Here is a 23,906-nt window from a genome sequence, read left to right as displayed (position 1 = left end):
GAGAGGATCTCTATGTCCCTGCGCTTTGCGCTGCTATTGCTGATGGCCAGCCTGTGTGCTGGTTGTGTCCTGTCGGGTGACTACAACCCGATGAAGACCAGCAAAGGCCGCGACGAAGCGCGTGCTGCCTACGTGCAGCTGGGGCTGGGGTATCTGCAGCAGGGCATGACGGAGCGCGCCAAGGTGCCGTTGAAGAAGGCCCTGGACCTGAACAGTTCGGATCCTGACGCGAATGCTGCACTGGGCCTGGTGTTCCAGGCCGAGATGGAGCCGGAACTGGCCGACGAGCATTTTCGCAAGGCACTGTCTTCGCGCCCCAACGACGCGCGTATCCTGAACAATTACGGTAGTTTTCTTTACGAAGAGAAGCGTTACAAGGACGCCTACGAACGCTTCGAACAGGCCGCTTCCGACTCCCTGTATCCTGAGCGCTCGCGAGTGTTCGAGAACCTGGGCATGACCGCTGCGAAGCTTGGAGAGCGTGACCTGGCGCTGCAGCAACTGGAAAAAGCCTTGCGCTTGAATCGTCAACAGCCACGCGCTTTGCTGGAAATGGCTGAGTTGTCGTACGAAGACAGGCATTATGTGCCCGCGCGTGACTATTACGATCGTTTTAGCCTGCTCACCGAACAAAATGCACGTAGTCTATTGCTCGGCATTCGGCTGGCAAAAGTGTTTGAAGATCGCGACAAGGCTGCCAGTTATGGCCTGCAACTAAAACGACTCTATCCCGGTACGCCGGAATATCAGCAATACCTGTCGGAGCAATGATGAAAGCGGCGCATCCCGAAGTTGTAGCAGCGAATCGCGTTAACCCCGGTGAAACCTTGCGCCAGGCCCGCGAAAGCAATGGCTGGTCGCTGGCTGAAGTGGCGCTCAAGCTCAACCTCACCGTCAATTCCCTGACCAATCTTGAGGCCGGCGCATTCGACAAGCTGCCGGGGCATACCTTTGCGCGGGGTTATATCCGTGCCTATGCCAAGTTGCTCGGCATGGACCAGACCGCCCTCGTCCAGCAATTCGACCAATCCACCGGCACCGATTCCCAGGGCAGCAACGTGCACAGCCTGGGCCGTATCGAAGAGCCGGTGCGGGTTTCCCATACCATTTTGCGAATCGTCAGCCTGTTGCTGCTGGTTGCCGTGATCGGCGGTGGTTTCTTCTGGTGGCAGGATCAAACCTCCCAGCGTGCCAAGGACCTGACGACCTTGAGCCCGGAGCACGTCGAAGTCGAAGGTGCCGATGGCACCACGCAGATCCATCCGCTGGACGAGCCGGAAGACCAGGCCGTCGTGGAAGGTCAGGCCGAGGGCGGCACCGCGCTGGCACTGCCGCAGGGCAACACTGCGGCGCAAGCTGAAGCGACTGCCCCGGCCCCTGCACCGACCACACCGTCCGCGCCTGTGCCAAACACTGCGCCGGCCGCTGCGACCCCGGCGACTCCTGCTCCTGCCGTTCCTGCCGTGCCAGCGCCGGTGGTGACTGCGCCGGTTGCGCCAAGTGCTGCTGCCGTTGCACCGACTGCGGCAGTGGCCGGCCAAGGCCAGGTTTCATTGCAATTCACTGCCGATTGCTGGACGCAAGTTTCCGATGGCACCGGCAAGGTGCTGTTGAGTGGTCTCAAGCGTAAAGGCGAAAATGTTTCCGTCAGCGGCAAGCCACCCTTTGCCGTGCGTCTGGGTTACGCCCGTGGCGCGCAGGTCAGCTATAACGGGCAGGTGGTTGATGTCGCTCCGTTCACCAGTGGCGAGACTGCTCGCCTGAAGTTGGGTCAATAAGTCATGCACGGCGAATCTCCAATCAAACGTCGCGAATCGCGCAAGATCTGGGTCGGTAATGTGCCCGTGGGCGGCGATGCCCCTATCGCTGTGCAGAGCATGACCAACAGCGATACCAACGACGTCGCGGCCACCGTGGCCCAGATCAATCGTCTGGAAGCGGCGGGCGTCGACATCGTGCGCATTTCCGTACCGGACATGGACGCTGCCGAGGCGTTCGGCAAGATCAAGCAGCTGGTGAAGGTGCCGCTGGTGGCCGACATCCACTTCGACTACAAAATCGCGTTACGTGTCGCTGAGCTGGGTGTTGACTGCCTGCGCATCAACCCGGGCAACATCGGTCGCGAAGACCGCGTGCGTGCGGTGGTCGATGCCGCCCGTGATCGCGGGATTCCGATTCGCATCGGGGTCAACGCCGGTTCCCTGGAAAAAGACCTGCAGAAAAAGTACGGCGAGCCAACGCCGGCTGCGCTGGTCGAGTCTGCCCTGCGTCACGTCGAGCACCTTGAACGCCTGAATTTCCAGGATTTCAAGGTCAGCGTGAAGGCCTCCGACGTGTTCATGGCCGTCGAAGCCTACCGTTTGCTGGCCAAGGAAATCGTCCAGCCGTTGCACCTGGGCATCACCGAAGCCGGTGGTTTGCGTTCAGGCACGGTGAAATCCGCCGTGGGCCTCGGTATGCTGCTCGCCGAAGGGATTGGCGATACTATTCGCATCTCGTTGGCGGCTGATCCGGTCGAGGAAGTGAAAGTCGGCTACGACATTCTCAAATCCCTGCACTTGCGTTCCCGTGGTATCAACTTCATCGCCTGCCCGAGCTGCTCGCGGCAGAACTTCGATGTGGTCAAGACCATGAACGAGCTGGAAGGGCGCCTTGAAGACCTGCTGGTGCCGCTGGATGTCGCGGTGATCGGTTGTGTGGTCAACGGCCCCGGCGAAGCCAAGGAAGCCCATATCGGCTTGACCGGCGGTACACCGAACCTGATTTACATCGACGGCAAGCCGTCGCAGAAACTGACGAATGACAATCTGGTGGATGAGCTTGAACGCTTGATCCGCCAGAAAGCGGCCGAGAAGGTCGAAGCTGACGCAGCGGTTATCGCGCGCGGCTGAGCCGACTGAAGAGCCGAACGAATTTAAGGATTTATAGTGAGCAAGTCTCTGCAAGCCATACGTGGCATGAACGACATCCTGCCCGAACAGACGCCCTTGTGGCGTCATTTCGAAGGCACCGTCTCGCGCCTGCTGGATAACTACGGTTACAAGCAAATTCGCATGCCGATCGTTGAATTCACCGAGCTGTTCAAGCGTTCCATCGGTGAAGTGACCGACATCGTCGAAAAAGAGATGTACACCTTCGACGACCGCAACGGCGACTCCCTGACCCTGCGTCCCGAAGGTACGGCTGCCTGCGTACGTGCGGTGCTGGAGCATGGCATCACCGGTGGTGGCCAGGTGCAGAAACTCTGGTACATCGGCCCGATGTTCCGCCATGAGCGCCCACAGAAGGGCCGCTATCGCCAGTTCCACCAGATCGGTGTCGAAGTGTTCAACCTCGACGGTCCGGACATCGACGCCGAGTTGATCGTACTGACCTGGCGCCTGTGGGGCGAGCTGGGGATCCGTGACGCGGTCAAGCTTGAACTCAACAGCCTGGGCACCGCCGAGTCCCGTGGTCGTTACCGCGAGGCGCTGGTCGAGTACCTTTCGGCGCGCCTGGACCAGTTGGACGAAGACAGCCAACGCCGTCTGAAGACCAACCCGTTGCGCGTGCTGGACACCAAGAACGCCGACACCCAAGCCGTGCTGGTCGATGCGCCGAAGATGGCCGACTACCTCGACGAAGAGTCCCGCGTGCACTTCGAGGGCCTCAAGGCTCGCCTGGATGCTGCCGGTATTCCTTATGTGATCAACCCGAAGCTGGTTCGCGGGCTGGATTACTACAGCAAGACCGTTTTCGAATGGGTCACCGACAAGCTAGGCGCCCAGGGCACCGTGTGTGCCGGTGGTCGTTACGATGGCCTGGTCGAGCAGATGGGCGGCAAGCCGACTGCCGGCGTGGGTTTCGCCATGGGCATCGAGCGCCTGGTGCTGCTGCTGGAGACCCTGGAGCAGATCCCGGCCGAGATTTCCCGTCAGGTCGACGTCTACCTCTGCGCGTTCGGCGAAGCCGCCGAATTGGCCGGGCTGACCCTGGCCGAGCGAGTGCGTGATCAATTGCCCAACCTGCGCCTGCAAGTCAATGCCGGCGCCGGCAGCTTCAAAAGCCAGTTCAAGAAGGCCGACAAGAGCGGTGCGTTGTATGCGCTGATCCTCGGCGACGACGAAATGGCCCAGCAAGTGGTAGGTTTCAAACCCCTGCGTGGCCAGGGCGAACAACAAAGCATTGCCTGGGATGCGCTTGCTGCACACCTGGCCACCTGCGTCGTGCAGGGTTGAAGCTGTCATAAACAGCCGATTTAGCGATTAAGGAGTATTGGGGTGTCGAGTACCGAAGACGAAAACCTGGCGGATTTGAAGGATTGGTGGACACGCAACGGCAAGCCCCTGGTTACTGGCGGCCTGTTGGCGCTGGTCATCGTGTTCGGCTGGCAGGCCTTTCAGAAGTATCAGGGCAATCAGGCACAAAGTGCCTCGATTCTCTATCAGCAATTGCTCGAAACCACGCTGACCCCTGACGGCAAGCCTGATGCAGCCCGTGTTTCGGACCTGGCCGGCAAGCTCAACAGCGAGTTCGGCGGCACCGCGTACGCGCAGTACGGCAGCCTGTTCGTGGCCAAGGTCGCAGTCGACAGCGGCAAGCTGGATGACGCGGCAACTGAACTCAAGGCGATTATTGCCAAGCCGGCCAACCCGGCACTGGGCGAAATCGCCCGTCAGCGCCTGGCGCAGGTTCTGGCTGCGCAGGACAAGGCTGATGAAGCCTTGAAACTGCTCGAAGGCGACGCCGATACTGCATTCCTGGCGACCCGCGAAGAGCTCAAGGGCGACCTCCTGGTGAAGCTGGGTCGTACCGATGAAGCAAACGCGGCGTATCAAAAAGCCAAGGCGGCACTGTCGGATGAAGCGGCAGTAGGTGGCCTACAAATCAAGCTGGACGACCTGGCCAAAGGGGATGCGTGACGTGATCCGTTGGAAACATGCAGCATTGCTGGCCCTGGCCATTTTGGCCGCGGGTTGCAGCAGCAACAGCAAAAAGGAATTGCCACCGGCCGAGTTGACCGACTTCAAAGAAGAAGTGGTTCTGCAGAAGCAGTGGAGTCGTTCGATCGGTGACGGTCAGGGCGAAACCTATAACATGCTGGTCCCGGCGATCGATGGCGACACTATCTATGCCGCCGACGTCACCGGTGTGGTGATGTCGATGGATCGCAGCAATGGCGACGTCAAATGGGAAAAAGATCTTGAGCTGCCAGTTTCCGGCGCCGTTGGCGTGGGTTACGGGCTGGTCATGATCGGCACGCTCAAAGGCGAAATCGTTGCCCTGGATGCCAGCAGCGGTGAAGAGAAATGGCGCGCTCGCGTGTCCAGCGAAGTCCTCGCGCCGCCTGCCAGCAATGGTGATGTGGTGGTGGTTCAGACTCAGGATGATCGTCTGATCGGCCTGGATGCCGCCACCGGCAACCAGCGCTGGTTGTATGACAGCACTCCGGCGGTCCTGACCCTGCGCGGTACCAGTGCTCCGATCGTGACCAACCGCCTCGCGGTGGCTGGCCTGTCGACCGGTAAAGTGGTGGCTTTGGACATCTCCAACGGCGTGCCGGTCTGGGAACAACGCGTTGCCATTCCACAGGGTCGTTCGGAATTGGAGCGTGTCGTCGACATCGACGGCGGCTTGCTGCTGTCCGGCGGTACGCTGTACGTGGCCAGCTATCAGGGTCGCGTTGCGGCACTGGACTTGGAAAGCGGTCGTCAGCTCTGGCAGCGTGATGCTTCAAGCTATGCCGGTGTCGCCCAGGGTTTTGGCAGCGTCTACGTGAGCCTGTCGTCGGGCACCGTTGAAGGCGTCGACGAACGTACCACCACAGCCTTGTGGACCAACGATTCGCTGGCTCGTCGTCAACTGTCGGCTCCGGAAGTGTTCTCCAGCTACGTGGCTGTCGGCGACCTGGAAGGCTACCTGCACCTGCTGAGCCAGGTGGACGGTCGCTTTGTCGGCCGCGAGCGCATCGACAGCGACGGCCTGCGTGCCCGACCGCTGGTGGTGGGTGACATGATTTATGTGTATGGCAACAGCGGCAAACTGGAAGCCCTGACCATCAAGTAAGAACTATGCTTGGGGTTTAACCCCCAAGCGGCTTCACCGTTCGCAAACTGTAGGAGCGAGCTCGCTCGCGAAGGACGTCAACGATAACGTTGGCTTCTTGGATAAACGCAGTGTCTTGGCGTTTTTCGCGAGCAGGCTCGCTCCTACAGGAAAGCACGCAGTGATTGCCCCGAGCACCAGCCGCTGCCTAGCAGCGGCTTTTGTATTTTCTGAAATAACGAAGTGGAGAGCCGCATGGTTCCCGTAATCGCCCTGGTGGGCCGACCCAATGTCGGCAAGTCCACCTTGTTCAACCGCCTGACCAGGACTCGTGACGCCATCGTCGGCGACTTGTCCGGTCTGACCCGTGATCGCCAATACGGTGAGGCCAAATGGCAAGGGCGTTCCTACATTCTGGTCGACACCGGCGGTATCTCCGGTGACGAGCACGGTATGGACGAAAAAATGGCCGAGCAGTCGCTGCTGGCCATTGAAGAAGCGGATGTGGTGTTGTTCCTGGTAGATGCCAAGGCCGGTTTCACCGCCGCCGACCAGATGATCGCCGAGCATTTGCGCAAACGTAACAAGCGCTCGTACGTGGTTGCCAACAAGGTCGACAACATCGACCCGGAAATGGCCCGCGCCGAATTCGCCCCGTTGGGCATGGGTCACGCGATCCCGATCGCTGGCGCCCATGGTCGCGGCATCACCCAGATGCTGGAAATCGCCCTCAGCGACTTCCCGAGAGACGAAGAAGAGCCGGAAGACGGCGAAGAAGAGATCGTTGCCGAAGGTGAGGAAGCCAAGCGCATTCCTGGCCCAAGCGAAAAAGACGGGATCAAGATCGCTATCATCGGCCGTCCGAACGTCGGCAAGTCGACCCTGGTCAACCGCATGCTCGGTGAAGACCGGGTAATCGTCTATGACCAGCCGGGTACCACTCGCGACAGTATCTACATCCCGTTCGAGCGTAACGACGAGAAGTACACGCTGATCGACACCGCAGGTGTGCGCAAGCGCGGCAAGATCCACGAAGAAGTTGAAAAATTCTCCGTGGTGAAAACCCTGCAGGCGATCAAAGACGCCAACGTGGTGATCTTCGTCATGGACGCCCGCGAAGGCGTGGTAGATCACGACCTCAACCTGCTGGGCTTTGCCATCGAGTCGGGTCGTGCGCTGGTTATCGCGATCAACAAGTGGGACGGCATGACGCCGAGCGAGCGCGACTTCGTGAAGATCGAGCTGCAACGTCGACTGTTCTTCGTTGACTACGCCGACATCCACTTCATCTCGGCGCTGCACGGCACCGGCGTGGGTAACCTCTACGCTTCCGTACAGAACTCGTTCAAGTCCGCGGTTACCCGCTGGCCGACCAACCGCCTCACCCAGATCCTGGAAGATGCGGTCGGCGAGCACGCGCCACCGATGGTCAACAACCGCCGGATCAAGCTGCGCTATGCCCACTTGGGTGGGGCCAACCCGCCGATCATCGTGATCCACGGTAATCAGATCGAAAAGGTGCCGAAGTCTTACGTTCGTTACCTGGAAAACACTTATCGCCGAGTCCTGAAGCTGGTCGGTACGCCGATCCGCATCGAGTTCAAAGGCGGCGAGAACCCGTACGAAGGTAACAAGAACTCGCTCACCGACCGCCAGGTCAACAAGAAACGCCGGATGATGTCGCACCACAAGAAGGCCGACAAGAAGCGCCGCGACAAGCGCTGATTCAAGGCTTGTCCGGCTCCTGTGGGAGCGGGCTTGCCCGCGATGAACGAAAACGCGGTGTATCTGTTACATCGTGGTGTGGCCATCGCGGGCAAGCCACGCTCCCACAGGATCGGGTTCCAAAAAGGGCGCTTATGGCGCCCTTTTTTTATGGGCGCCGTATGGGCTATCCTCGGGCTCTCCCGCGCCGCCGTTAGAGCCGGGTGCAGAGCAGGGAATCACCGATGATCAACAGTAAGCTGCCGAATGTCGGCATCACTATCTTCACTCAGATGTCGCAGCTCGCGGCGCAAACCGGCGCGCTGAACCTGTCCCAGGGTTTTCCCGATTTCGATGCCCCGCAGGCGCTGTGCGACGCGGTCGGCGGGCACATCGCCCAGGGCCACAACCAGTACTCGCCAATGACCGGCCTGCCGGCCTTGCGCCAGCAGGTAGCTACCAAGATCGCTCGCAGCTACGGTATCAACGTCGATGCCGACAATGAGGTGACGATTACCCCGGGCGCCACCCAGGCGATCTTCTGCGCGATCCAGGCGGTTATCAACAGCGGCGACGAAGTCATCGTATTCGACCCGTGCTACGACAGTTATGAACCGTCGGTCGAGCTGGCCGGCGGTCGTTGTGTGCACGTGCAGCTGGGGCTGGATGATTTCGCCATCGACTTCCAGAAACTCGCTGAAGCCATTACGCCGCGTACGCGGATGATCGTGCTCAACACCCCGCACAATCCTAGCGGCGCACTGATCAGTCGCGCCGAGCTGGATCAACTGGCCCAGTTGATCCGTGATCGTGATATCTACCTGATCAGCGACGAGGTCTACGAGCACCTGGTGTTCGACGGCGTGCCCCATGTCAGCGTGCTGGCGCACGAGGAGCTGTACCAGCGCGCCTTCGTGATCAGCTCCTTCGGCAAGACCTATCACGTCACCGGTTGGAAAACCGGCTACGTGGTCGCTCCACCGGCCCTCACCGCGGAAATGCGCAAGGTTCACCAGTACGTCAGCTTTTGCGGCGTCACTCCACTGCAGTTTGCCCTGGCCGACTTCATGGCCGAGCACCCTGAACATGTCGAGGAGCTGCCGGCGTTCTATCAGGCCAAGCGCGACCTGTTTTGCGATTTGCTGGCGCCCTCGCGATTCAGCTTCAAACGGGTCGCGGGCACTTATTTCCAGCTGGTCGACTATTCGCAGATTCGTCCGGACCTCAATGACGTCGACATGGCGCTTTGGATGACCCGCGAACACGGCGTGGCCAGTATCCCGATCTCGGTGTTCTACCAGAGCCCGCCCGCAGGCCAGCGCCTGATACGCCTGTGCTTCGCCAAACGCGAGGAGACCCTGCGTGAAGCAGCGGAAAAACTATGCGTGATCTGAGTGCCTTGCCGAACCTGACCATCGCGTTGGTCCAGACCACGCTCGCCTGGCATGACCGCCAGGCCAACCTGGAGCACTTCGAGCAGTTGCTGGAGCAGGCGCGTGGCGCCGACCTGATCATCCTGCCGGAAATGTTCACCACCGGTTTCTCCATGGAATCCCAGACCCTGGCCGAGCCGGAGAACGGCCCCACCAGCAAATGGCTGCGGCTGCAGGCGGCGAAGTTCGACGCGGTGATTACCGGCAGTGTCATCGTGCAAGCCAGTGATGGCAGCCATCGCAATCGCCTGTTATGGGCGCGCCCGGACGGCGAGGTGCTGCACTACGACAAGCGCCATCTGTTTCGCATGGCGGGTGAGCACAACCACTACACCCCGGGCGAGCGTCAGGTGCAGTTCGAATTGAAAGGCTGGCGGGTGCGGCCGCTGATTTGTTATGACTTGCGATTCCCGGTCTGGAGCCGGGACGCGCAGGACACCGACCTGTTGCTGTACACCGCAAACTGGCCTGGTGCACGGCGCCAGCACTGGAACCGCTTGCTGCCGGCGCGGGCGATTGAAAACCTGTGTTATGTCGCGGCGGTGAATCGAGTGGGCACCGACGGCAAGGGCTTTGCCTACACCGGGGACAGCCAGGTGCTGGATTTCCAGGGTGAGACGTTGCTGGGCGCGGGGGAGGCCGATGGAGTGTTTCAGGTGGTGCTGGATGCGGCGGAGCTGGCGGCCTACCGCACGCGGTTTCCAGCGAATCTGGATGCGGATACGTTCGAGTTCACCTGAGACCGGAAAAGATCGCAGCCTTCGGCAGCTCCTACAGGGGACCGCATTCCAGGGCAGGATAGGCCCGAAAAGATCGCAGCCTTCGGCAGCTCCTACAGGGACCGCATTGCGAGGTAGGAGCTGCCGAAGGCTGCGATCTCTTGATCTTCAAACAGCATAAACAAAAAGGCCCCCAGGTTCTCACCCAGGGGCCTTTTGCATTACAGCCAAAGCCTTACGCCGCTTTCGCTTCCGGCTGGCTCAGCGAGCGGTTCAGCGCGCTGAACAGGGCCTTGAAGCTGGCGGTGGTGATGTTCTCGTCGATACCCACGCCGTGCACAGCACGCTCACCATTGACTCGCAGTTCGATGTAGGCCGCTGCCTTGGCATGGGTGCCCGCGCCGATCGCGTGTTCGTTGTAGTCCATGATTTCCACCGGAATCGGCAAGCCGGCCACCAGGGCTTCCAGCGCGCCGTTGCCCTTGCCGTTCCAGCGCAAGTTGTTTTCACCCTGGCCTTTGCTCGACACTTCGACTTCCACCGAGCTGTTGCCGTTCTCTTCCTGCAGGCGATGGCTGACCAGCGCATAAGGGGTGTTGGCTTGCAGGTATTCACGCTGCAGCAAGGCGTAGATCTGTGGTGCGGTCATCTCCAGGCCAACACGGTCGGTTTCGGCCTGGACAACCTGGCTGAACTCGATCTGCATGCGACGCGGCAAGCTGATGTCGTATTCCTGTTCCAGCAGGTAGGCGATACCGCCTTTGCCCGACTGGCTGTTGACGCGGATCACCGCCTCATAGCTGCGACCAATGTCGGCCGGATCGATCGGCAAGTACGGCACTTCCCACAGGGTGCCTTGTTTCTGCTGGGCAAAGCCCTTGCGGATAGCGTCCTGGTGCGAGCCGGAGAACGCGGTGTGGACCAGATCGCCGACGTACGGGTGACGCGGGTGCACCTGGATCTGGTTGCATTCCTCGACGACCTTGCGCACGCCGTCGATGTCCGAGAAATCGAGCTCAGGGTGTACGCCCTGGGTGTAGAGGTTCAGTGCCACGGTCACGAGGTCGACGTTACCGGTGCGCTCGCCATTACCGAACAGGCAGCCTTCGACGCGATCGGCGCCGGCCATCAGGCCCAGTTCGGTAGCGGCAACGCCCGTGCCGCGGTCGTTGTGGGTGTGCAGGCTGATGATCACACTGTCACGACGGTTGATATGACGGCCGAACCATTCGATCTGGTCGGCATAGATGTTCGGGGTGGCGCATTCGACGGTGGCCGGCAAGTTGAGGATCATCTTGTGCTCGGGCGTCGGGTTCCAGACCTCGATCACTGCGTCACAGACTTCCTTGGCGAACTCCAGCTCAGTGGCGCTGAAGGTTTCCGGCGAGTATTCGAAGGTCCATTCGGTGTCCGGCTGCTGTGCGGCGTATTTGACGAACAGCTTGGCCGCGCTGACGGCGATTTCCTTGATGCCGTCCTTGTCCTGGTTGAACACGATGCGACGGAAAGACGGCGAAGTCGCGTTGTACAGGTGAACGATGGCTTTTTTCGCCCCGCGCAAAGATTCAAAGGTGCGCTCGATCAGGTCTTCACGGCCTTGGGTCAACACCTGGATGGTGGTGTCGTCCGGGATGTGGTTGCCTTCGATCAAGGTGCGCACGAAGTCGAAGTCGGTTTGCGAAGCGGCCGGGAAGGAGGCTTCGATTTCTTTCACGCCGACCTGCACCAGGGTTTTCCAGAAACGCAGCTTTTTAACCGCGTCCATAGGCTCGATCAGCGACTGGTTACCGTCGCGCAGGTCCGAGCTGCACCAGATCGGCGCCGCGGTGATGGTCTTCGATGGCCAGGTACGGTCCGGGATGTCGATGGTCGGAAACGCGCGGTACTTCGAAGACGGGTCTTTGAGCATGCTCATCGGGAAATCCTTGTTGTAGGGGCCGAAAAAAGGCGGCCTGCCGGTGGATCAAAAGTTCTGGGGATGAAGCGTAGGACGAGGCACCGCGGTTCAGCCCGGCAGTCGTGCACTGACAAGGCACAGACTGCGGTGCTGGCGAAGCTGAATGAGGGTGTGAGAGGTTTTCATGCCTTCAACCCTAACCGCGAGGGTGAAGGTTGGCAAGCGGTCGAAAAAAATTGAGAGGAATACTCTTGGGTAAGCCTTTGGCGAGATTTAATTGCTTGGATCAGCCCTGATTGTGCTAATGATTGCTGGCGGTTTAAACACCGCGCAATCGAACTGGCGTGCTTTGCACTCTCCAGGTCTGGGTTGCAATGGGCCGTTACGGACGAATTTCGATCATTGTTCCATCTGGCACCAGGCCCCACACTTCTCGCATGTCCATATTGCGCATGGCGATGCAGCCGTCGGTCCAGTCGAGGGTATGAAACAGGTTCTCCGGGTAGTCGTAGGAATCGGGCGTGCCATGGATCATGATCATGCCGCCCGGTGGTACGCCTTCGCGCAGCGAGCGCGCAGAGTCGGCCGCATTCGGGTAGGAGATGTGCATGGCCAGATTGAAGCGGTCGCTGACCTTGCGCCAGTCCACCCAGTAGAAGCCTTCCGGGGTGCGCTTGTCGCCTTCCATCAGCTTGGCGCCCTTGGGCTGCTTGCCCAGGGAAATGCGGTAGGTTCGCAGCGCCTTGCCGTCGGCAATCAATTGCAATTGATGAGCGGATTTAAGCACCAACACTTTTTCGATCGGTTTGCCATCCAGGGTCACCACGGTGGAAGCCTGGGACACGGCAATGAACGACAGGCAGAACAGGGCAAGCAACCAGCGCATTAAAACGATATCCCTAAGAGGTGTTGCGACTATCTAATTGTAGGTGCTGCCTCAGGCTTGAGCCGCAGGCGGATGATCTTTTGCTTTTGCAAAAAATTTCACATTCCGAATCAAACAATAACCGGCTGGGCCAGCGGCGGAATCGATTCCGACCGCACGGGGTAGACCTCCGACCGCCGGTCAGCGAAGAAGTATTCTAAAGTACGCCCCACCGTGCGGAAAGCCAGGTCGGACCAAGGGATGTCCGCTTCTTCAAAAAGCCGGACTTCGAGGCTTTCTATGCCTGCTGCGAAATCCAGGTCCACCAGTTCGGCGCGGTAGAACACATGCACCTGGCTGATGTGCGGCACGTCGATCAGCGTGTAGATGCAGAGGTCGCGGACCCTGGCACAGGCTTCTTCGGCGGTTTCGCGAATGGCGGCCTGTTCGATGGTTTCGCCGTTCTCCATGAACCCGGCGGGCAGGGTCCAGTAGCCCAGTCGCGGCTCGATGGCCCGTCGGCACAACAATACCTTCGAGCCCCAGGTGGCCACGCAGCCGGCGACGATGTTGGGGTTCTGGTAGTGGATGGTGTGACAGCTGTCACAGACAAACCGCAGGCGCGAATCGCCCTCGGGAATGCGTTGTGTCACCGGGTTGCCGCACTGGCTGCAAAATTTCATGCTTGGGTTCCTGAATGCTGTGCCTATCTTGGCGTGCGGCGGTGTCGGTCGGCAAGTTGTCGTTTCGCGACAGACGGCCGTTCGGGGCTTGGGCGGTCGGTGTGATTGGTGCATGATGCAGGGTAAGGCACAGATCGAGATCACTCATGCTGGACGAGCTACTGCATCGGGTAAGCAACCACACGCCGCGAACCCTGGAAACCGACAAACGTTTTCCCGAGGCCGCCGTATTGGTGCCCATCACCCGCAGTGACGAACCGGAACTGGTTCTGACCCTGCGCGCCAGCGGGCTCTCGACCCATGGCGGCGAAGTGGCGTTTCCCGGAGGCCGCCGCGACCCTGAAGACCCGGACCTGATTTTCACCGCCCTGCGCGAAGCCGATGAAGAGATTGGCCTGCCGCCCGGGCTGGTCGAAGTGATTGGGCCTCTGAGCCCGCTGATCTCGCTGCATGGCATCAAGGTCACGCCTTATGTCGGGGTGATCCCGGATTTTGTCGAGTATCGGGCCAACGATGCCGAGATCGCGGCAGTGTTCAGTGTACCGCTGGAGTTTTTTCGCGAGGACCCGCGCGAACACACCCACCGCATCGATTATCAGGGCCGCAGCTGGTATGTGCCGAGCTATCGATACGGCGAGTACAAGATCTGGGGCCTGACGGCGATCATGATCGTCGAGTTGATCAACCTGCTGTATGACGCGAAAATCAGCCTGCACCAGCCGCCCAAAAGCTTTATCAATACCTGAAGCCATCATTCGTATGGCAATACCCGAGCCGGCCTGGCCCTGAGGACAACACGATGAAATACCGCCTGGGCGACGCCCGAGTCGAAACCCATCCGCAGAGCTGGGTAGCCCCCAACGCCGTGCTGGTGGGCAAGGTCAAACTGGAAGAGGGCGCCAACGTCTGGTTCAACGCAGTGCTGCGTGGCGACAATGAATTGATCCTGATCGGCAAGAACAGCAACGTCCAGGACGGTACGGTGATGCACACCGACATGGGCTACCCGTTGACCATCGGTACCGGCGTGACTATTGGCCACAATGCCATGCTGCATGGCTGCACGGTCGGGGATTACAGTTTGATCGGTATTAATGCGGTGATTCTCAACGGCGCGAAAATCGGTAAAAACTGCATCATCGGTGCCAATTCGCTGATCGGCGAGGGCAAGGAAATTCCCGATGGCTCCCTGGTGATGGGCTCGCCGGGAAAGGTGGTGCGCGAGTTGACCGAACAGCAAAAGCAAATGCTCGAGGCCAGCGCTGCTCATTACGTGCACAACGCCCAGCGCTATGCCCGCGACCTGGCTGAGCAGGAAGAATGACCACTGCAGAACCACCGGTCCGCTCACCGTGCGTGAATGTCTGTGCGCTGGATGACGATGACATCTGCACCGGTTGCCAGCGCACGGTCGAGGAGATCACGCGCTGGAGCCGGATGGATAATGACGAGCGGCGCAAGGTCTTGGGGCTTTGCCATGAAAGGGCGAAGTCCAGCGGGCTGGTGTGGATGCTTGGCAAGTAACTCCGGACATTCATCGCGCCCCTTGTAGGAGCGAGCTGGCTCGCGAAAACCTGAGGGCGCTATGGGGTACCTGATTTTACGCGTAATCGTTAACGTCCTTCGCGAGCAAGCTCGCTCCTACAGGTGTCTTTTCGTCCCATGCTTTTTTTGATCGCCTACATCAGCAGCGTCGTGCTGATCAACTACGCCTTTTCCACCGCCCCGCACCTGGACATCATCTGGTCGGCCTGGGGTGGCCTGGTATTCGTGCTGCGCGACATGGTGCAAACGCGCTTTGGGCACGGCGCAATCATCGCCATGCTGGCCGCGCTGGTGTTGTCCTATGTCACCTCCGATCCGTCCATCGCCCTGGCCAGTGCCACGGCGTTCGCGGTCTCCGAGTGCATTGACTGGCTGGTGTTCAGCATCACCAGGCGCCCGCTGCACGATCGCCTGTGGATAAGTTCGGCGCTGAGCATCCCTCTCGATACGTTCATCTTCTTTGGCATGATCGACGCGTTCACCCCAGCCGTGATCCTCACCGCCATGGCCTCGAAGTTCGCGGGCGTGACGGCCGTCTGGTTGATCATGGCCTGGCGCCTGCGCAAGCAGGCTGTCGCCAGCTGAAGCCAAAACCGCAGGTTCATGTAAAATGCCGCGCTTTCTCCCCATGGGAAGCGCGCCAGGCGCTGCCTCCCTCGATGATCCGCTTCTTTGAGGACTTGAGATGACCCGTATCGGAACTCCATTGTCGCCGACCGCGACCCGCGTATTGCTGTGTGGCTGTGGCGAGTTGGGCAAGGAAGTGGTGATCGAGCTGCAACGCCTGGGCGTTGAAGTGATCGCCGTGGACCGCTATGCCAACGCACCGGCCATGCAAGTGGCGCATCGCAGCCATGTGATCAACATGCTCGACGGTGCCGCCCTGCGTGCGGTCATCGAAGCAGAAAAACCGCACTTCATCGTGCCGGAAATCGAAGCCATCGCGACCGCCACCCTGGTCGAACTGGAAGCCGAAGGTTTCACCGTGATCCCTACGGCGCGTGCCGCGCAGCTGACCATGAACCGCGAAGGCATCCGCCGCCTGGCAGCTGAAGAGCTGGACCTGCCCACTTCGCCGTACCACTTCGCCGACACCTTCGAGGATTACAGCAAGGCGGTCGAAGACCTCGGCTTCCCGTGCGTGGTCAAGCCAGTGATGAGCTCGTCGGGCAAGGGCCAAAGCCTTCTGCGCAGTGTCGATGACGTGAAGGCCGCGTGGGATTACGCGCAAGAAGGCGGCCGTGCCGGCAAGGGGCGAGTGATCGTCGAGGGCTTCATCGATTTCGACTACGAAATCACCTTGCTCACCGTGCGCCACATTGGCGGCACCACGTTCTGTGCTCCGGTGGGGCATCGCCAGGAGAAGGGCGATTACCAGGAGTCCTGGCAGCCACAGGCGATGAGCCCGATCGCGCTGGCGGAGTCCGAGCGCGTCGCCAAAGCCGTGACCGAAGCCTTGGGTGGCCGCGGCCTGTTTGGCGTCGAGTTGTTCATCAAGGGCGACCAGGTGTGGTTCAGCGAAGTGTCGCCACGCCCACACGACACGGGCCTTGTGACGCTGATTTCCCAGGACCTGTCGCAGTTCGCGCTGCACGCCCGGGCCATTCTTGGCCTGCCGATCCCGTTGATCCGTCAGTTCGGGCCTTCGGCTTCGGCGGTGATCCTGGTGGAAGGGCAGTCGACCCAGACGGCATTCGCCAATCTTGGCGCTGCGCTGAGCGAGCCGGATACGGCGTTGCGGTTGTTCGGCAAGCCTGAGGTCAACGGCCAGCGCCGCATGGGCGTGGCGCTGGCGCGGGATGAGTCGATTGAAGCGGCTCGGGCGAAGGCTACCCGTGCTTCGCAGGCCGTCGTAGTAGACCTCTAAACCGAGGCGCGGCATTCGCCGGCAAGCCCGCTCCCACATGGGATTGGGGTCGTACACACAATTGGTGGACAACCCGAAATCCTGTGGAAGCGAGCTTGCTCGCGATGGCGGCCTGTCAGGCCACTCGATTCAAATCGTTATCCCGCGTTTCCTTCAAGCACAGCACCGCGATCAGGCTTAACACCGCCGCCCCCGACACATACCCCCCGACATAACTCAGCCCGCCCATCGCCACCAGCTTCTGCGCGAAGAACGGCGCTGCCGAGGCTCCGACGATTCCGCCCAGGTTGTAGGCCGCCGACGCGCCGGTGTAGCGCACATGGGTCGGAAACAGCTCGGGCAACAGCGCCCCCATCGGCGCAAACGTTACGCCCATCAGAAACAGCTCGATGCACAGGAACAGCGCAACGCCCCAGGTCGAACCCTGGGTCAGCAGCGGTTCCATCAGAAACCCCGACAAAATCGCCAGCACGCCGCCGACAATCAACACCGGTTTACGCCCGTAGCGGTCGCTGGCCAAGGCAGAGAGCGGCGTCGCGGCTGCCATGAACAGTACGGCGAAGCACAGCAGGGCCAGGAAGGTTTCGCGGGTGTAGCCCAGTGTCGATACGCCATAGCTCAGCGAGAACACGGTCGAGATATAGAACAACGCGTAGCAGACCACCATCGAACCGGCACCCAGCAACATCGGTGCCCAGTACTGGCTGAACAGCTCGACCAGGGGGATTTTCACCCGTTCCTGGCGCGCCATGGCATTGGCAAATACCGGGGTTTCGTGGAGTTTTAGGCGTACATACAGGCCCACCATGACCAGTGCCGCACTCAGCAGGAAGGGAATACGCCAGCCCCACGAGCGGAACTGTTCGTCGCTCAGGGTCATTGCCAGGGTCAGGAACAGGCCGTTGGCAGCGAGGAAGCCGATCGAAGGCCCCAGTTGGGGAAACATGCCGAACCAGGCTCGCTTGCCTTTGGGCGCGTTCTCCGTCGCCAGCAGTGCTGCGCCGCCCCATTCGCCGCCAAGCCCCAGGCCCTGGCCAAAGCGCAGGACGCAGAGCAGGATGGGCGCCCAGGCGCCGATGCTGGCGTAGCCCGGGAGTACGCCGATCAGCGTGGTGCACACGCCCATCAGCAATAGCGAGGCCACCAGGGTCGATTTGCGCCCGATGCGGTCGCCGAAATGGCCGAACAGCGCCGAGCCCAAGGGCCTGGCCAGGAAGGCGATGCCGAAGGTCAGGAAGGCCGACAGCATTTGCGCAGTGCCAGAGGTCTGGGGGAAAAATACCGGGCCGATCACCAGCGCCGCGGCGGTGGCATAGACGTAGAAGTCGTAGAACTCGATGGCGGTGCCGATAAAGCTCGCCGTGGCCACCCGGGTGGCGGAGTTGGTGGGTTGTGCTGGCGTGGTTTCGCTGTAAGTCGTGCTGGTTGTCATGCGTTTATCCCTGACAGTCATGTGCCCCAGTGGAGCGAATTATTATGGTTGAACACCCAGGGATGTGGGTTTAACGCGAAGTGCGGGTAGCACTGGGGTAGGGCGGCGCTTGGGTAAGCGGCTCGATTATAGGAAGGTGGCTAACGATTCAACAAGAGGCAAAAAGATCGTCCGATCGCGGCCCGAGCCTTCGGCAGCTCCTGCGTTTGGAATGCGTTCCACTGCAGGAGCTGCCGAAGGCTGCAATCTTGTGGCTATCTAGCGCACGGGCGCGACCGCAGGCACCGAGCTGGTGTGCCAGACCAGCACCTGGGTCACACGGTTATCCTCGGTCTCGAGAATCTCCAGCCGATAACGGCCGATCTTCAGGCATACCGAGCTCTCCGGAATGGTCTCCAGGGCTTCGGTCACCAAGCCGTTGAGCGTCTTCGGCCCGTCGCTGGGCAGGTGCCAGCCCAGGCTCTTGTTCAGCTCACGAATCGATGCGGCGCCTTCGATCATCAGTCGGCCATCAGGCTGTGGATGAACGTGGGGGTTGTCCAGGCTGTGCTGGCTTTCAAACTCGCCAACGATCTCTTCGAGGATGTCTTCCAGGGTGACAATGCCGAGCACTTCGCCGTATTCGTCCACCACCATGCCCAAGCGTCGCTGTTGCTTGTGGAAGTTCAGCAGTTGCAGCTGCAGCGGCGTGCTCTCCGGCACGAAATAGGGCTCGTGACAGGCCGCCAGCAGCGCTTCGATCGTCAGGCTGGCATCGGCCAGCAGATGGCGGATCTGCCGGGTATTGAGCACCGCTTCAACCTGGTTGATATCGCTGTGGAACACCGGCAGGCGTGTGCGCCGGTTGTTGCGCAGCTGCTCGATGATCTCCTGGAGATCGTCGTCGAGGTTGATCCCGTCGACATCGCTGCGTGGCACCAGGATGTCGTTGACCGTGATGTTATCCAGCGCATGGATGCCCGCCAGCACGTGCGGGCGGCAGGATGCGTGTTCCTGGTCTTCGTGCCGATCCGAGGTGGCTTCGTCTTCGCTCTGCTGCACCACTTTGACTTTGCGGGCGAATGGGCGCATCAACAATTGGCTGAGGCCATTGAGCAACCAGGCGGCGGGGTAGACGATTTTCAATGGCACGCCGAGCAAGGTGTTGCCCAGGCTCAGGACAGCATCTGGATAACGCACGGCGAGGGTGCGCGGCAGGTATTCGGCGAACACCAGCAGGATCGCGCCCGCGCCGAGGCACGCTGCCCAAGGGCCATTCTCGGCCCAGGTGAAGATCGCCAGCAGGGTGCTGATCACCATCACCAGCGCGCGGCACAAGGTGTTGCAAAGGATCAGGCTGTTGAGCGCGAAGCTCAGCCTGGCCACGGGCTTGTCGCTCGAGCGCGAAGCGGTGCGCTGCGCCAGCAGGTGTTGTTGCGCGACTTCAATGGCGGTGAACAGCCCCGACCACAAAATCAGCAGGGCGATCACTGCGAGCATCGGCCCTATGGGCAAGTCGTCCATTATTGCCGCCCGTCAGATGTGCAGAATGTATTCACGAACCAGCTTGCTGCCGAAGTAGGCCAGCATCAGCAGGCAGAAGCCGGCCAGGGTCCAGCGGATGGCCTTGTGTCCGCGCCAGCCGAGGCGATTGCGGCCCCACAGCAGCACACTGAACACGATCCAGGCCAGGCAGGCCAGCAGGGTTTTGTGCACCAGGTGCTGGGCAAACAGATTCTCGACGAACAGCCAGCCGGAAATCAGCGACAGCGACAGCAACGTCCAGCCGGCCCAGAGGAAGCCGAACAGCAGGCTTTCCATGGTTTGCAGCGGCGGGAAGTTCTTGATCAGGCCGGAAGGGTGCTTGTGCTTGAGCTGATGGTCCTGGACCAGCAGCAGCAACGCCTGGAACACCGCGATGGTGAACATTCCGTAGGCCAGGATCGACAAGAGTATATGCGCCAGGATACCCGGCGCTTCGTCGATGATCTGCACGGTGCCGGCGGGGGCGAATTGCGCGAGCAGCACCGTGGCGGCGCCCAGCGGGAACAGCAGGATCAGCAGGTTCTCCACCGGGATGCGCGAGCATGCCAGCAGGGTCAGGGCAATGACTGCTGCGGCAATCAGGCTGGCGGCGCTGAAGAAATCCAGGCCCAGGCCGATCGGCGTCAACAGGTGGGTCAGCAGGCTGGCGCTGTGAGCCAGTACGGCCAGAACACCGAGCGTGACCAGCAGGCGTTTGTTCGCCTTGGCGCCGGACGCCAGGCGAGTGCCCTGATAGATGGTCGCAGCGGCGTAGAGGCAGGCGGCGGCGAGGGTAGTTAGCAAGCTGGGTGACAAGGGGAGCATAAATCCTGTTAGGCAAGCCCGAAAGGCGCTGAGTTTGGCATAGAACCCTCATCACACGAAAGTGCGAGGTGTCCGCCAGACGCAGTCTTCGCTATAATCCGCGACCTGCCCACGCCGCAGGCTCGCCGAGCACATGTTTATTCCGGTCTGGGCCGCCATTATCCCGGTCTACACAGGGCCTGAAAGGATCGCGCAATGTTTGAAAACTTAACCGACCGTCTCTCGCAGACGCTGCGCCATGTCACCGGCAAGGCCAAGCTGACCGAGGACAACATCAAGGACACCCTGCGTGAAGTGCGCATGGCGCTGCTCGAGGCCGACGTGGCCTTGCCGGTGGTCAAGGACTTCGTCAATTCGGTCAAGGAACGTGCCGTCGGCACCGAGGTGTCACGCAGCCTGACCCCGGGCCAGGCGTTCGTGAAGATCGTCCAGGCCGAACTCGAAAGCCTGATGGGCGCGGCCAACGAAGACTTGAACCTGAGCGCCGTGCCGCCTGCTGTCGTGTTGATGGCCGGTTTGCAGGGTGCAGGTAAAACCACTACCGCCGGTAAACTTGCGCGCTTCCTTAAAGAGCGCAAGAAGAAGTCGGTGATGGTCGTGTCTGCGGACGTTTACCGTCCGGCAGCGATCAAGCAGCTGGAAATGCTTGCCGGCGAAGTGGGCGTGACCTTCTTCCCGTCCGACCTGAGCCAGAAGCCGGTCGAGATTGCGCAAGCCGCTATTAAAGAAGCAAAGCTCAAGTTCATTGATGTGGTCATCGTCGATACCGCCGGTCGCCTGCACATCGACGAAGAGATGATGGGCGAGATCAAGGCGCTGCACGCCGCGATCAACCCGGTAGAAACCCTGTTCGTGGTCGATGCCATGACCGGCCAGGACGCCGCCAATACGGCCAAGGCCTTCGGCGACGCATTGCCGCTGACCGGCGTTATCCTGACCAAGGTCGACGGCGACGCCCGTGGCGGTGCCGCACTGTCGGTCCGCGCCATCACCGGCAAGCCGATCAAGTTCATCGGTATGGGCGAGAAGAGCGAAGCGCTCGAGCCGTTCCACCCCGAGCGTATTGCTTCACGCATCCTTGGCATGGGCGACGTGCTCAGCCTGATCGAGCAGGCCGAACAGACCCTCGACAAGGACAAGGCCGACAAGCTGGCCAAGAAGCTGAAGAAGGGCAAGGGCTTCGATCTCGAAGACTTCCGCGATCAGCTGCAACAGATGAAGAACATGGGCGGCCTCGGCGGCCTCATGGACAAGCTGCCGAACATCGGCGGTGTGAACCTGGCGCAGATGGGCAATGCCCAGGGCGCGGCAGAGAAGCAATTCAAGCAGATGGAAGCCATCATCAATTCCATGACCCCGGCCGAGCGCCGCGACCCTGAGCTGATCAGCGGTTCGCGCAAGCGCCGGATCGCCATGGGTTCCGGCACCCAGGTGCAGGACATCGGTCGCTTGATCAAGCAGCACAAGCAGATGCAGAAGATGATGAAGAAATTCTCCGCCAAGGGCGGAATGGCCAAAATGATGCGCGGCATGGGCGGTATGTTGCCCGGCGGCGGCATGCCCAAGATGTAAAGAATCTGCGCAAGGGCTTGCCCTTGCGCTGCCCACAGCGATGTGGGATCAACAGCAAACCCGCACTTGGCGGGAGCTGACTGGCCGTTTTAAACGACGGCTCTATAGCAAATCTGCATGGCGTCCGATAGGCCGCCGGAAAAAGACATTTGCAAAAGTCCGGATATTCCTTAGAATATGCGGCCTTTCGGGCACCTATGCCCGCTGTGCCTTTAGATTTGCAGCACCGACTACAGGAACGATGTTCACATGCTAACAATCCGTCTTGCCCTTGGCGGCTCCAAAAAGCGCCCGTTTTACCACTTGACCGTAACCGACAGCCGCAACCCGCGCGACGGTTCGCACAAGGAACAGGTTGGTTTCTTCAACCCTGTTGCTCGTGGTCAAGAAGTCCGTCTGTCCGTGAACCAAGAGCGCGTAGCCTACTGGCTGAGCGTTGGTGCACAGCCTTCTGAGCGTGTTGCTCAGTTGCTGAAGGACTCGGCTAAGGCTGCGGCCTGAGCAATATGAACGCGACGCCTGCTGTTGCTGATGATTTGATCGTTATCGGCAAGATCTACTCTGTTCATGGCGTTCGCGGCGAAGTGAAGGTGTATTCCTTTACTGATCCGACTGAAAACCTGTTGCAGTACAAAACCTGGACGCTCAAGCGTGAAGGCAATGTGAAACAGGTTGAGCTGGTCAGTGGACGCGGGAACGACAAGTTCCTGGTCGCAAAGCTCAAAGGTCTTGATGACCGTGAAGAAGCTCGTCTTCTGGCCGGTTATGAGATCTGTGTGCCGCGCAACCTGTTCCCTGAATTGACCGACGGCGAGTACTACTGGTACCAGCTCGAAGGTCTGAAGGTTATTGATCAACTGGGGCAACTGCTCGGGAAGATCGATCATCTTCTGGAAACCGGCGCCAATGATGTAATGGTGGTCAAGCCTTGCGCTGGCAGCCTGGACGATCGCGAACGCCTGTTGCCCTATACGGAGCAATGCGTGTTGGCCGTTGACCTTGCCGCAGGCGAGATGAAGGTGGAATGGGATGCGGACTTCTAAGCGTGGCTAACTTGCGCGTAGAAGTGATCAGTTTGTTTCCCGAGATGTTCTCCGCCATCAGCGAGTACGGCATCACCAGTCGTGCGGTGAAACAGGGGCTCTTGCAGCTCACCTGTTGGAATCCGCGAGACTACACGACGGATCGACATCACACTGTGGACGATCGCCCATTTGGCGGTGGCCCGGGCATGGTGATGAAGATCAAGCCCCTGGAAGATGCTCTGGTTCAGGCCAAGGCAGCAGCCGGGGAGGCGGCGAAGGTGATTTACCTGTCCCCCCAAGGCCGTCAACTGACACAGTCGGCGGTACGCGAGTTGGCGAATTTGGATGCATTGATCCTGATTGCCGGCCGCTATGAAGGCATTGACGAGCGTTTTATAGAGGCTCATGTCGATGAAGAGTGGTCGATTGGCGACTATGTACTGTCTGGCGGCGAGCTGCCGGCGATGGTCCTGATCGATGCGGTTACACGACTGCTGCCTGGAGCTTTAGGGCATGCGGACTCCGCCGAGGAAGATTCCTTTACGGATGGTTTGCTGGATTGCCCGCACTACACCCGACCTGAGGTGTATGCGGATCAGCGTGTTCCCGACGTGTTGCTAAGTGGCAATCACGCGCATATCCGGCGTTGGCGTTTACAGCAGTCCCTTGGTAGGACCTTTGAACGACGCGCCGATCTTCTGGAAAGCCGCTCGCTTTCTGGAGAAGAGAAGAAGCTGCTCGAGGAATACATCCGCGAGCGGGACGATAGTTAACAACGTATCGATGGTAAGTCCGTTGATTTACCTTAGGAG

At 60.3% G+C, this 23,906-nt stretch carries 24 protein-coding genes; 18 read left to right on the top strand and 6 right to left on the bottom strand.

Annotated elements, in window-relative coordinates:
• Positions 1–12: 12 nt before the first annotated feature.
• From pilW to EQV97_RS07890, 9 genes are all read left to right on the top strand, one after another.
• The gene (pilW, locus tag EQV97_RS07930; protein ID WP_122837624.1) at positions 13–771 is read left to right on the top strand and encodes a type IV pilus biogenesis/stability protein PilW; all 759 of its coding nucleotides are present in this window, start codon (positions 13–15) and stop codon (positions 769–771) included.
• Complete coding sequence (locus EQV97_RS07925; RefSeq protein ID WP_240888783.1) at positions 771–1,778, top strand: RodZ family helix-turn-helix domain-containing protein; 1,008 nt, start codon at positions 771–773, stop codon at positions 1,776–1,778. The genes pilW and EQV97_RS07925 overlap by 1 nt, the downstream gene beginning before the upstream one ends.
• A 3-nt stretch (positions 1,779–1,781) precedes the next feature.
• Positions 1,782–2,891 carry a flavodoxin-dependent (E)-4-hydroxy-3-methylbut-2-enyl-diphosphate synthase gene (ispG, locus tag EQV97_RS07920; protein WP_045057725.1) on the top strand — a complete coding sequence of 370 codons (1,110 nt, stop codon included), beginning with the start codon at positions 1,782–1,784 and terminating at the stop codon, positions 2,889–2,891.
• 36 nt (positions 2,892–2,927) lie between these two features.
• Positions 2,928–4,217, top strand: coding sequence for a histidine--tRNA ligase (gene hisS / locus EQV97_RS07915; RefSeq protein ID WP_045057726.1), 1,290 nt, complete (start codon positions 2,928–2,930; stop codon positions 4,215–4,217).
• A gap of 42 nt (positions 4,218–4,259) precedes the next feature.
• On the top strand, positions 4,260–4,901 hold the full coding sequence (locus EQV97_RS07910; protein WP_122837627.1) for a tetratricopeptide repeat protein: 642 nt from the start codon (positions 4,260–4,262) through the stop codon (positions 4,899–4,901).
• The gene (gene bamB, locus EQV97_RS07905) at positions 4,894–6,045 is read left to right on the top strand and encodes an outer membrane protein assembly factor BamB (RefSeq protein ID WP_045057728.1); all 1,152 of its coding nucleotides are present in this window, start codon (positions 4,894–4,896) and stop codon (positions 6,043–6,045) included. Before EQV97_RS07910 ends, bamB begins: the two co-directional genes overlap by 8 nt.
• Positions 6,046–6,279: 234 nt before the next feature.
• Positions 6,280–7,749, top strand: a complete 1,470-nt coding sequence (gene der, locus EQV97_RS07900; RefSeq protein ID WP_045057729.1) for a ribosome biogenesis GTPase Der — start codon at positions 6,280–6,282, stop codon at positions 7,747–7,749.
• A gap of 224 nt (positions 7,750–7,973) precedes the next feature.
• Positions 7,974–9,122: a pyridoxal phosphate-dependent aminotransferase gene (locus tag EQV97_RS07895; protein WP_240888782.1), complete on the top strand. Its 1,149-nt coding sequence runs from the start codon at positions 7,974–7,976 to the stop codon at positions 9,120–9,122.
• Entirely contained in the window at positions 9,110–9,901 is a 792-nt protein-coding gene (locus EQV97_RS07890; protein ID WP_122837630.1) for an amidohydrolase, read from the top strand. Before EQV97_RS07895 ends, EQV97_RS07890 begins: the two co-directional genes overlap by 13 nt.
• 214 nt (positions 9,902–10,115) lie before the next feature.
• Here EQV97_RS07890 and leuA read toward each other — a convergent pair whose 3' ends face one another.
• The 3 genes from leuA to EQV97_RS07875 all read right to left on the bottom strand — a co-directional run bounded on the left by leuA (position 10,116) and on the right by EQV97_RS07875 (position 13,325).
• Complete coding sequence (gene leuA / locus EQV97_RS07885; protein ID WP_225570633.1) at positions 10,116–11,795, bottom strand: 2-isopropylmalate synthase; 1,680 nt, start codon at positions 11,793–11,795, stop codon at positions 10,116–10,118.
• Between the two features lie 364 nt (positions 11,796–12,159).
• Entirely contained in the window at positions 12,160–12,663 is a 504-nt protein-coding gene (locus EQV97_RS07880; RefSeq protein ID WP_045057733.1) for a L,D-transpeptidase family protein, read from the bottom strand.
• 110 nt (positions 12,664–12,773) lie between these two features.
• Positions 12,774–13,325, bottom strand: coding sequence for an NUDIX hydrolase (locus EQV97_RS07875; RefSeq protein ID WP_122837632.1), 552 nt, complete (start codon positions 13,323–13,325; stop codon positions 12,774–12,776).
• A gap of 146 nt (positions 13,326–13,471) precedes the next feature.
• On the opposite strand from EQV97_RS07875, the gene EQV97_RS07870 reads away from it, so the two are divergent.
• The 5 genes from EQV97_RS07870 (at position 13,472) to purT (ending at position 16,737) form a co-directional block, all read left to right on the top strand.
• Positions 13,472–14,071, top strand: coding sequence for a CoA pyrophosphatase (locus EQV97_RS07870; protein WP_045057735.1), 600 nt, complete (start codon positions 13,472–13,474; stop codon positions 14,069–14,071).
• Between the two features lie 53 nt (positions 14,072–14,124).
• Positions 14,125–14,649: a gamma carbonic anhydrase family protein gene (locus EQV97_RS07865; RefSeq protein WP_240888781.1), complete on the top strand. Its 525-nt coding sequence runs from the start codon at positions 14,125–14,127 to the stop codon at positions 14,647–14,649.
• Entirely contained in the window at positions 14,646–14,849 is a 204-nt protein-coding gene (locus EQV97_RS07860) for a DUF1289 domain-containing protein (RefSeq protein ID WP_122837635.1), read from the top strand. Before EQV97_RS07865 ends, EQV97_RS07860 begins: the two co-directional genes overlap by 4 nt.
• Before the next feature lie 138 nt (positions 14,850–14,987).
• Positions 14,988–15,455, top strand: coding sequence for a VUT family protein (locus tag EQV97_RS07855; RefSeq protein ID WP_045057738.1), 468 nt, complete (start codon positions 14,988–14,990; stop codon positions 15,453–15,455).
• 100 nt (positions 15,456–15,555) lie between these two features.
• Positions 15,556–16,737: a formate-dependent phosphoribosylglycinamide formyltransferase gene (gene purT / locus EQV97_RS07850; protein WP_201148427.1), complete on the top strand. Its 1,182-nt coding sequence runs from the start codon at positions 15,556–15,558 to the stop codon at positions 16,735–16,737.
• A gap of 115 nt (positions 16,738–16,852) precedes the next feature.
• Here purT and EQV97_RS07845 read toward each other — a convergent pair whose 3' ends face one another.
• The 3 genes from EQV97_RS07845 to ccsA all read right to left on the bottom strand — a co-directional run bounded on the left by EQV97_RS07845 (position 16,853) and on the right by ccsA (position 20,497).
• A complete protein-coding gene (locus EQV97_RS07845) occupies positions 16,853–18,169 on the bottom strand; it encodes an MFS transporter (RefSeq protein WP_122837638.1) in 1,317 nt (438 codons plus the stop codon).
• A gap of 258 nt (positions 18,170–18,427) precedes the next feature.
• Positions 18,428–19,672: a transporter associated domain-containing protein gene (locus EQV97_RS07840; protein WP_122837639.1), complete on the bottom strand. Its 1,245-nt coding sequence runs from the start codon at positions 19,670–19,672 to the stop codon at positions 18,428–18,430.
• Positions 19,673–19,684: 12 nt separating this feature from the next.
• Positions 19,685–20,497 (bottom strand): cytochrome c biogenesis protein CcsA, encoded by an 813-nt coding sequence (gene ccsA, locus EQV97_RS07835; RefSeq protein ID WP_045059143.1) that lies wholly within the window; start codon positions 20,495–20,497, stop codon positions 19,685–19,687.
• 195 nt (positions 20,498–20,692) lie between these two features.
• On the opposite strand from ccsA, the gene ffh reads away from it, so the two are divergent.
• The 4 genes from ffh to trmD all read left to right on the top strand — a co-directional run bounded on the left by ffh (position 20,693) and on the right by trmD (position 23,867).
• Positions 20,693–22,069, top strand: a complete 1,377-nt coding sequence (gene ffh, locus EQV97_RS07830; RefSeq protein ID WP_007897558.1) for a signal recognition particle protein — start codon at positions 20,693–20,695, stop codon at positions 22,067–22,069.
• Positions 22,070–22,318: 249 nt separating this feature from the next.
• Positions 22,319–22,570, top strand: coding sequence for a 30S ribosomal protein S16 (gene rpsP, locus EQV97_RS07825; RefSeq protein WP_045059142.1), 252 nt, complete (start codon positions 22,319–22,321; stop codon positions 22,568–22,570).
• A 5-nt stretch (positions 22,571–22,575) separates the two neighbouring features.
• Positions 22,576–23,112 (top strand): ribosome maturation factor RimM, encoded by a 537-nt coding sequence (gene rimM / locus EQV97_RS07820; protein ID WP_008014731.1) that lies wholly within the window; start codon positions 22,576–22,578, stop codon positions 23,110–23,112.
• A complete protein-coding gene (gene trmD, locus EQV97_RS07815; protein WP_154503229.1) occupies positions 23,094–23,867 on the top strand; it encodes a tRNA (guanosine(37)-N1)-methyltransferase TrmD in 774 nt (257 codons plus the stop codon). Before rimM ends, trmD begins: the two co-directional genes overlap by 19 nt.
• Positions 23,868–23,906 lie beyond the last annotated feature (39 nt).

It is taken from the genome of Pseudomonas sp. TMW22090, from assembly GCF_022496665.1.
Lineage (GTDB): Bacteria > Pseudomonadota > Gammaproteobacteria > Pseudomonadales > Pseudomonadaceae > Aquipseudomonas > Aquipseudomonas gregormendelii.
The sequence above is the reverse complement of the archived record's forward strand: the minus strand, read 5'-3'. Positions and strand labels throughout refer to the sequence as shown.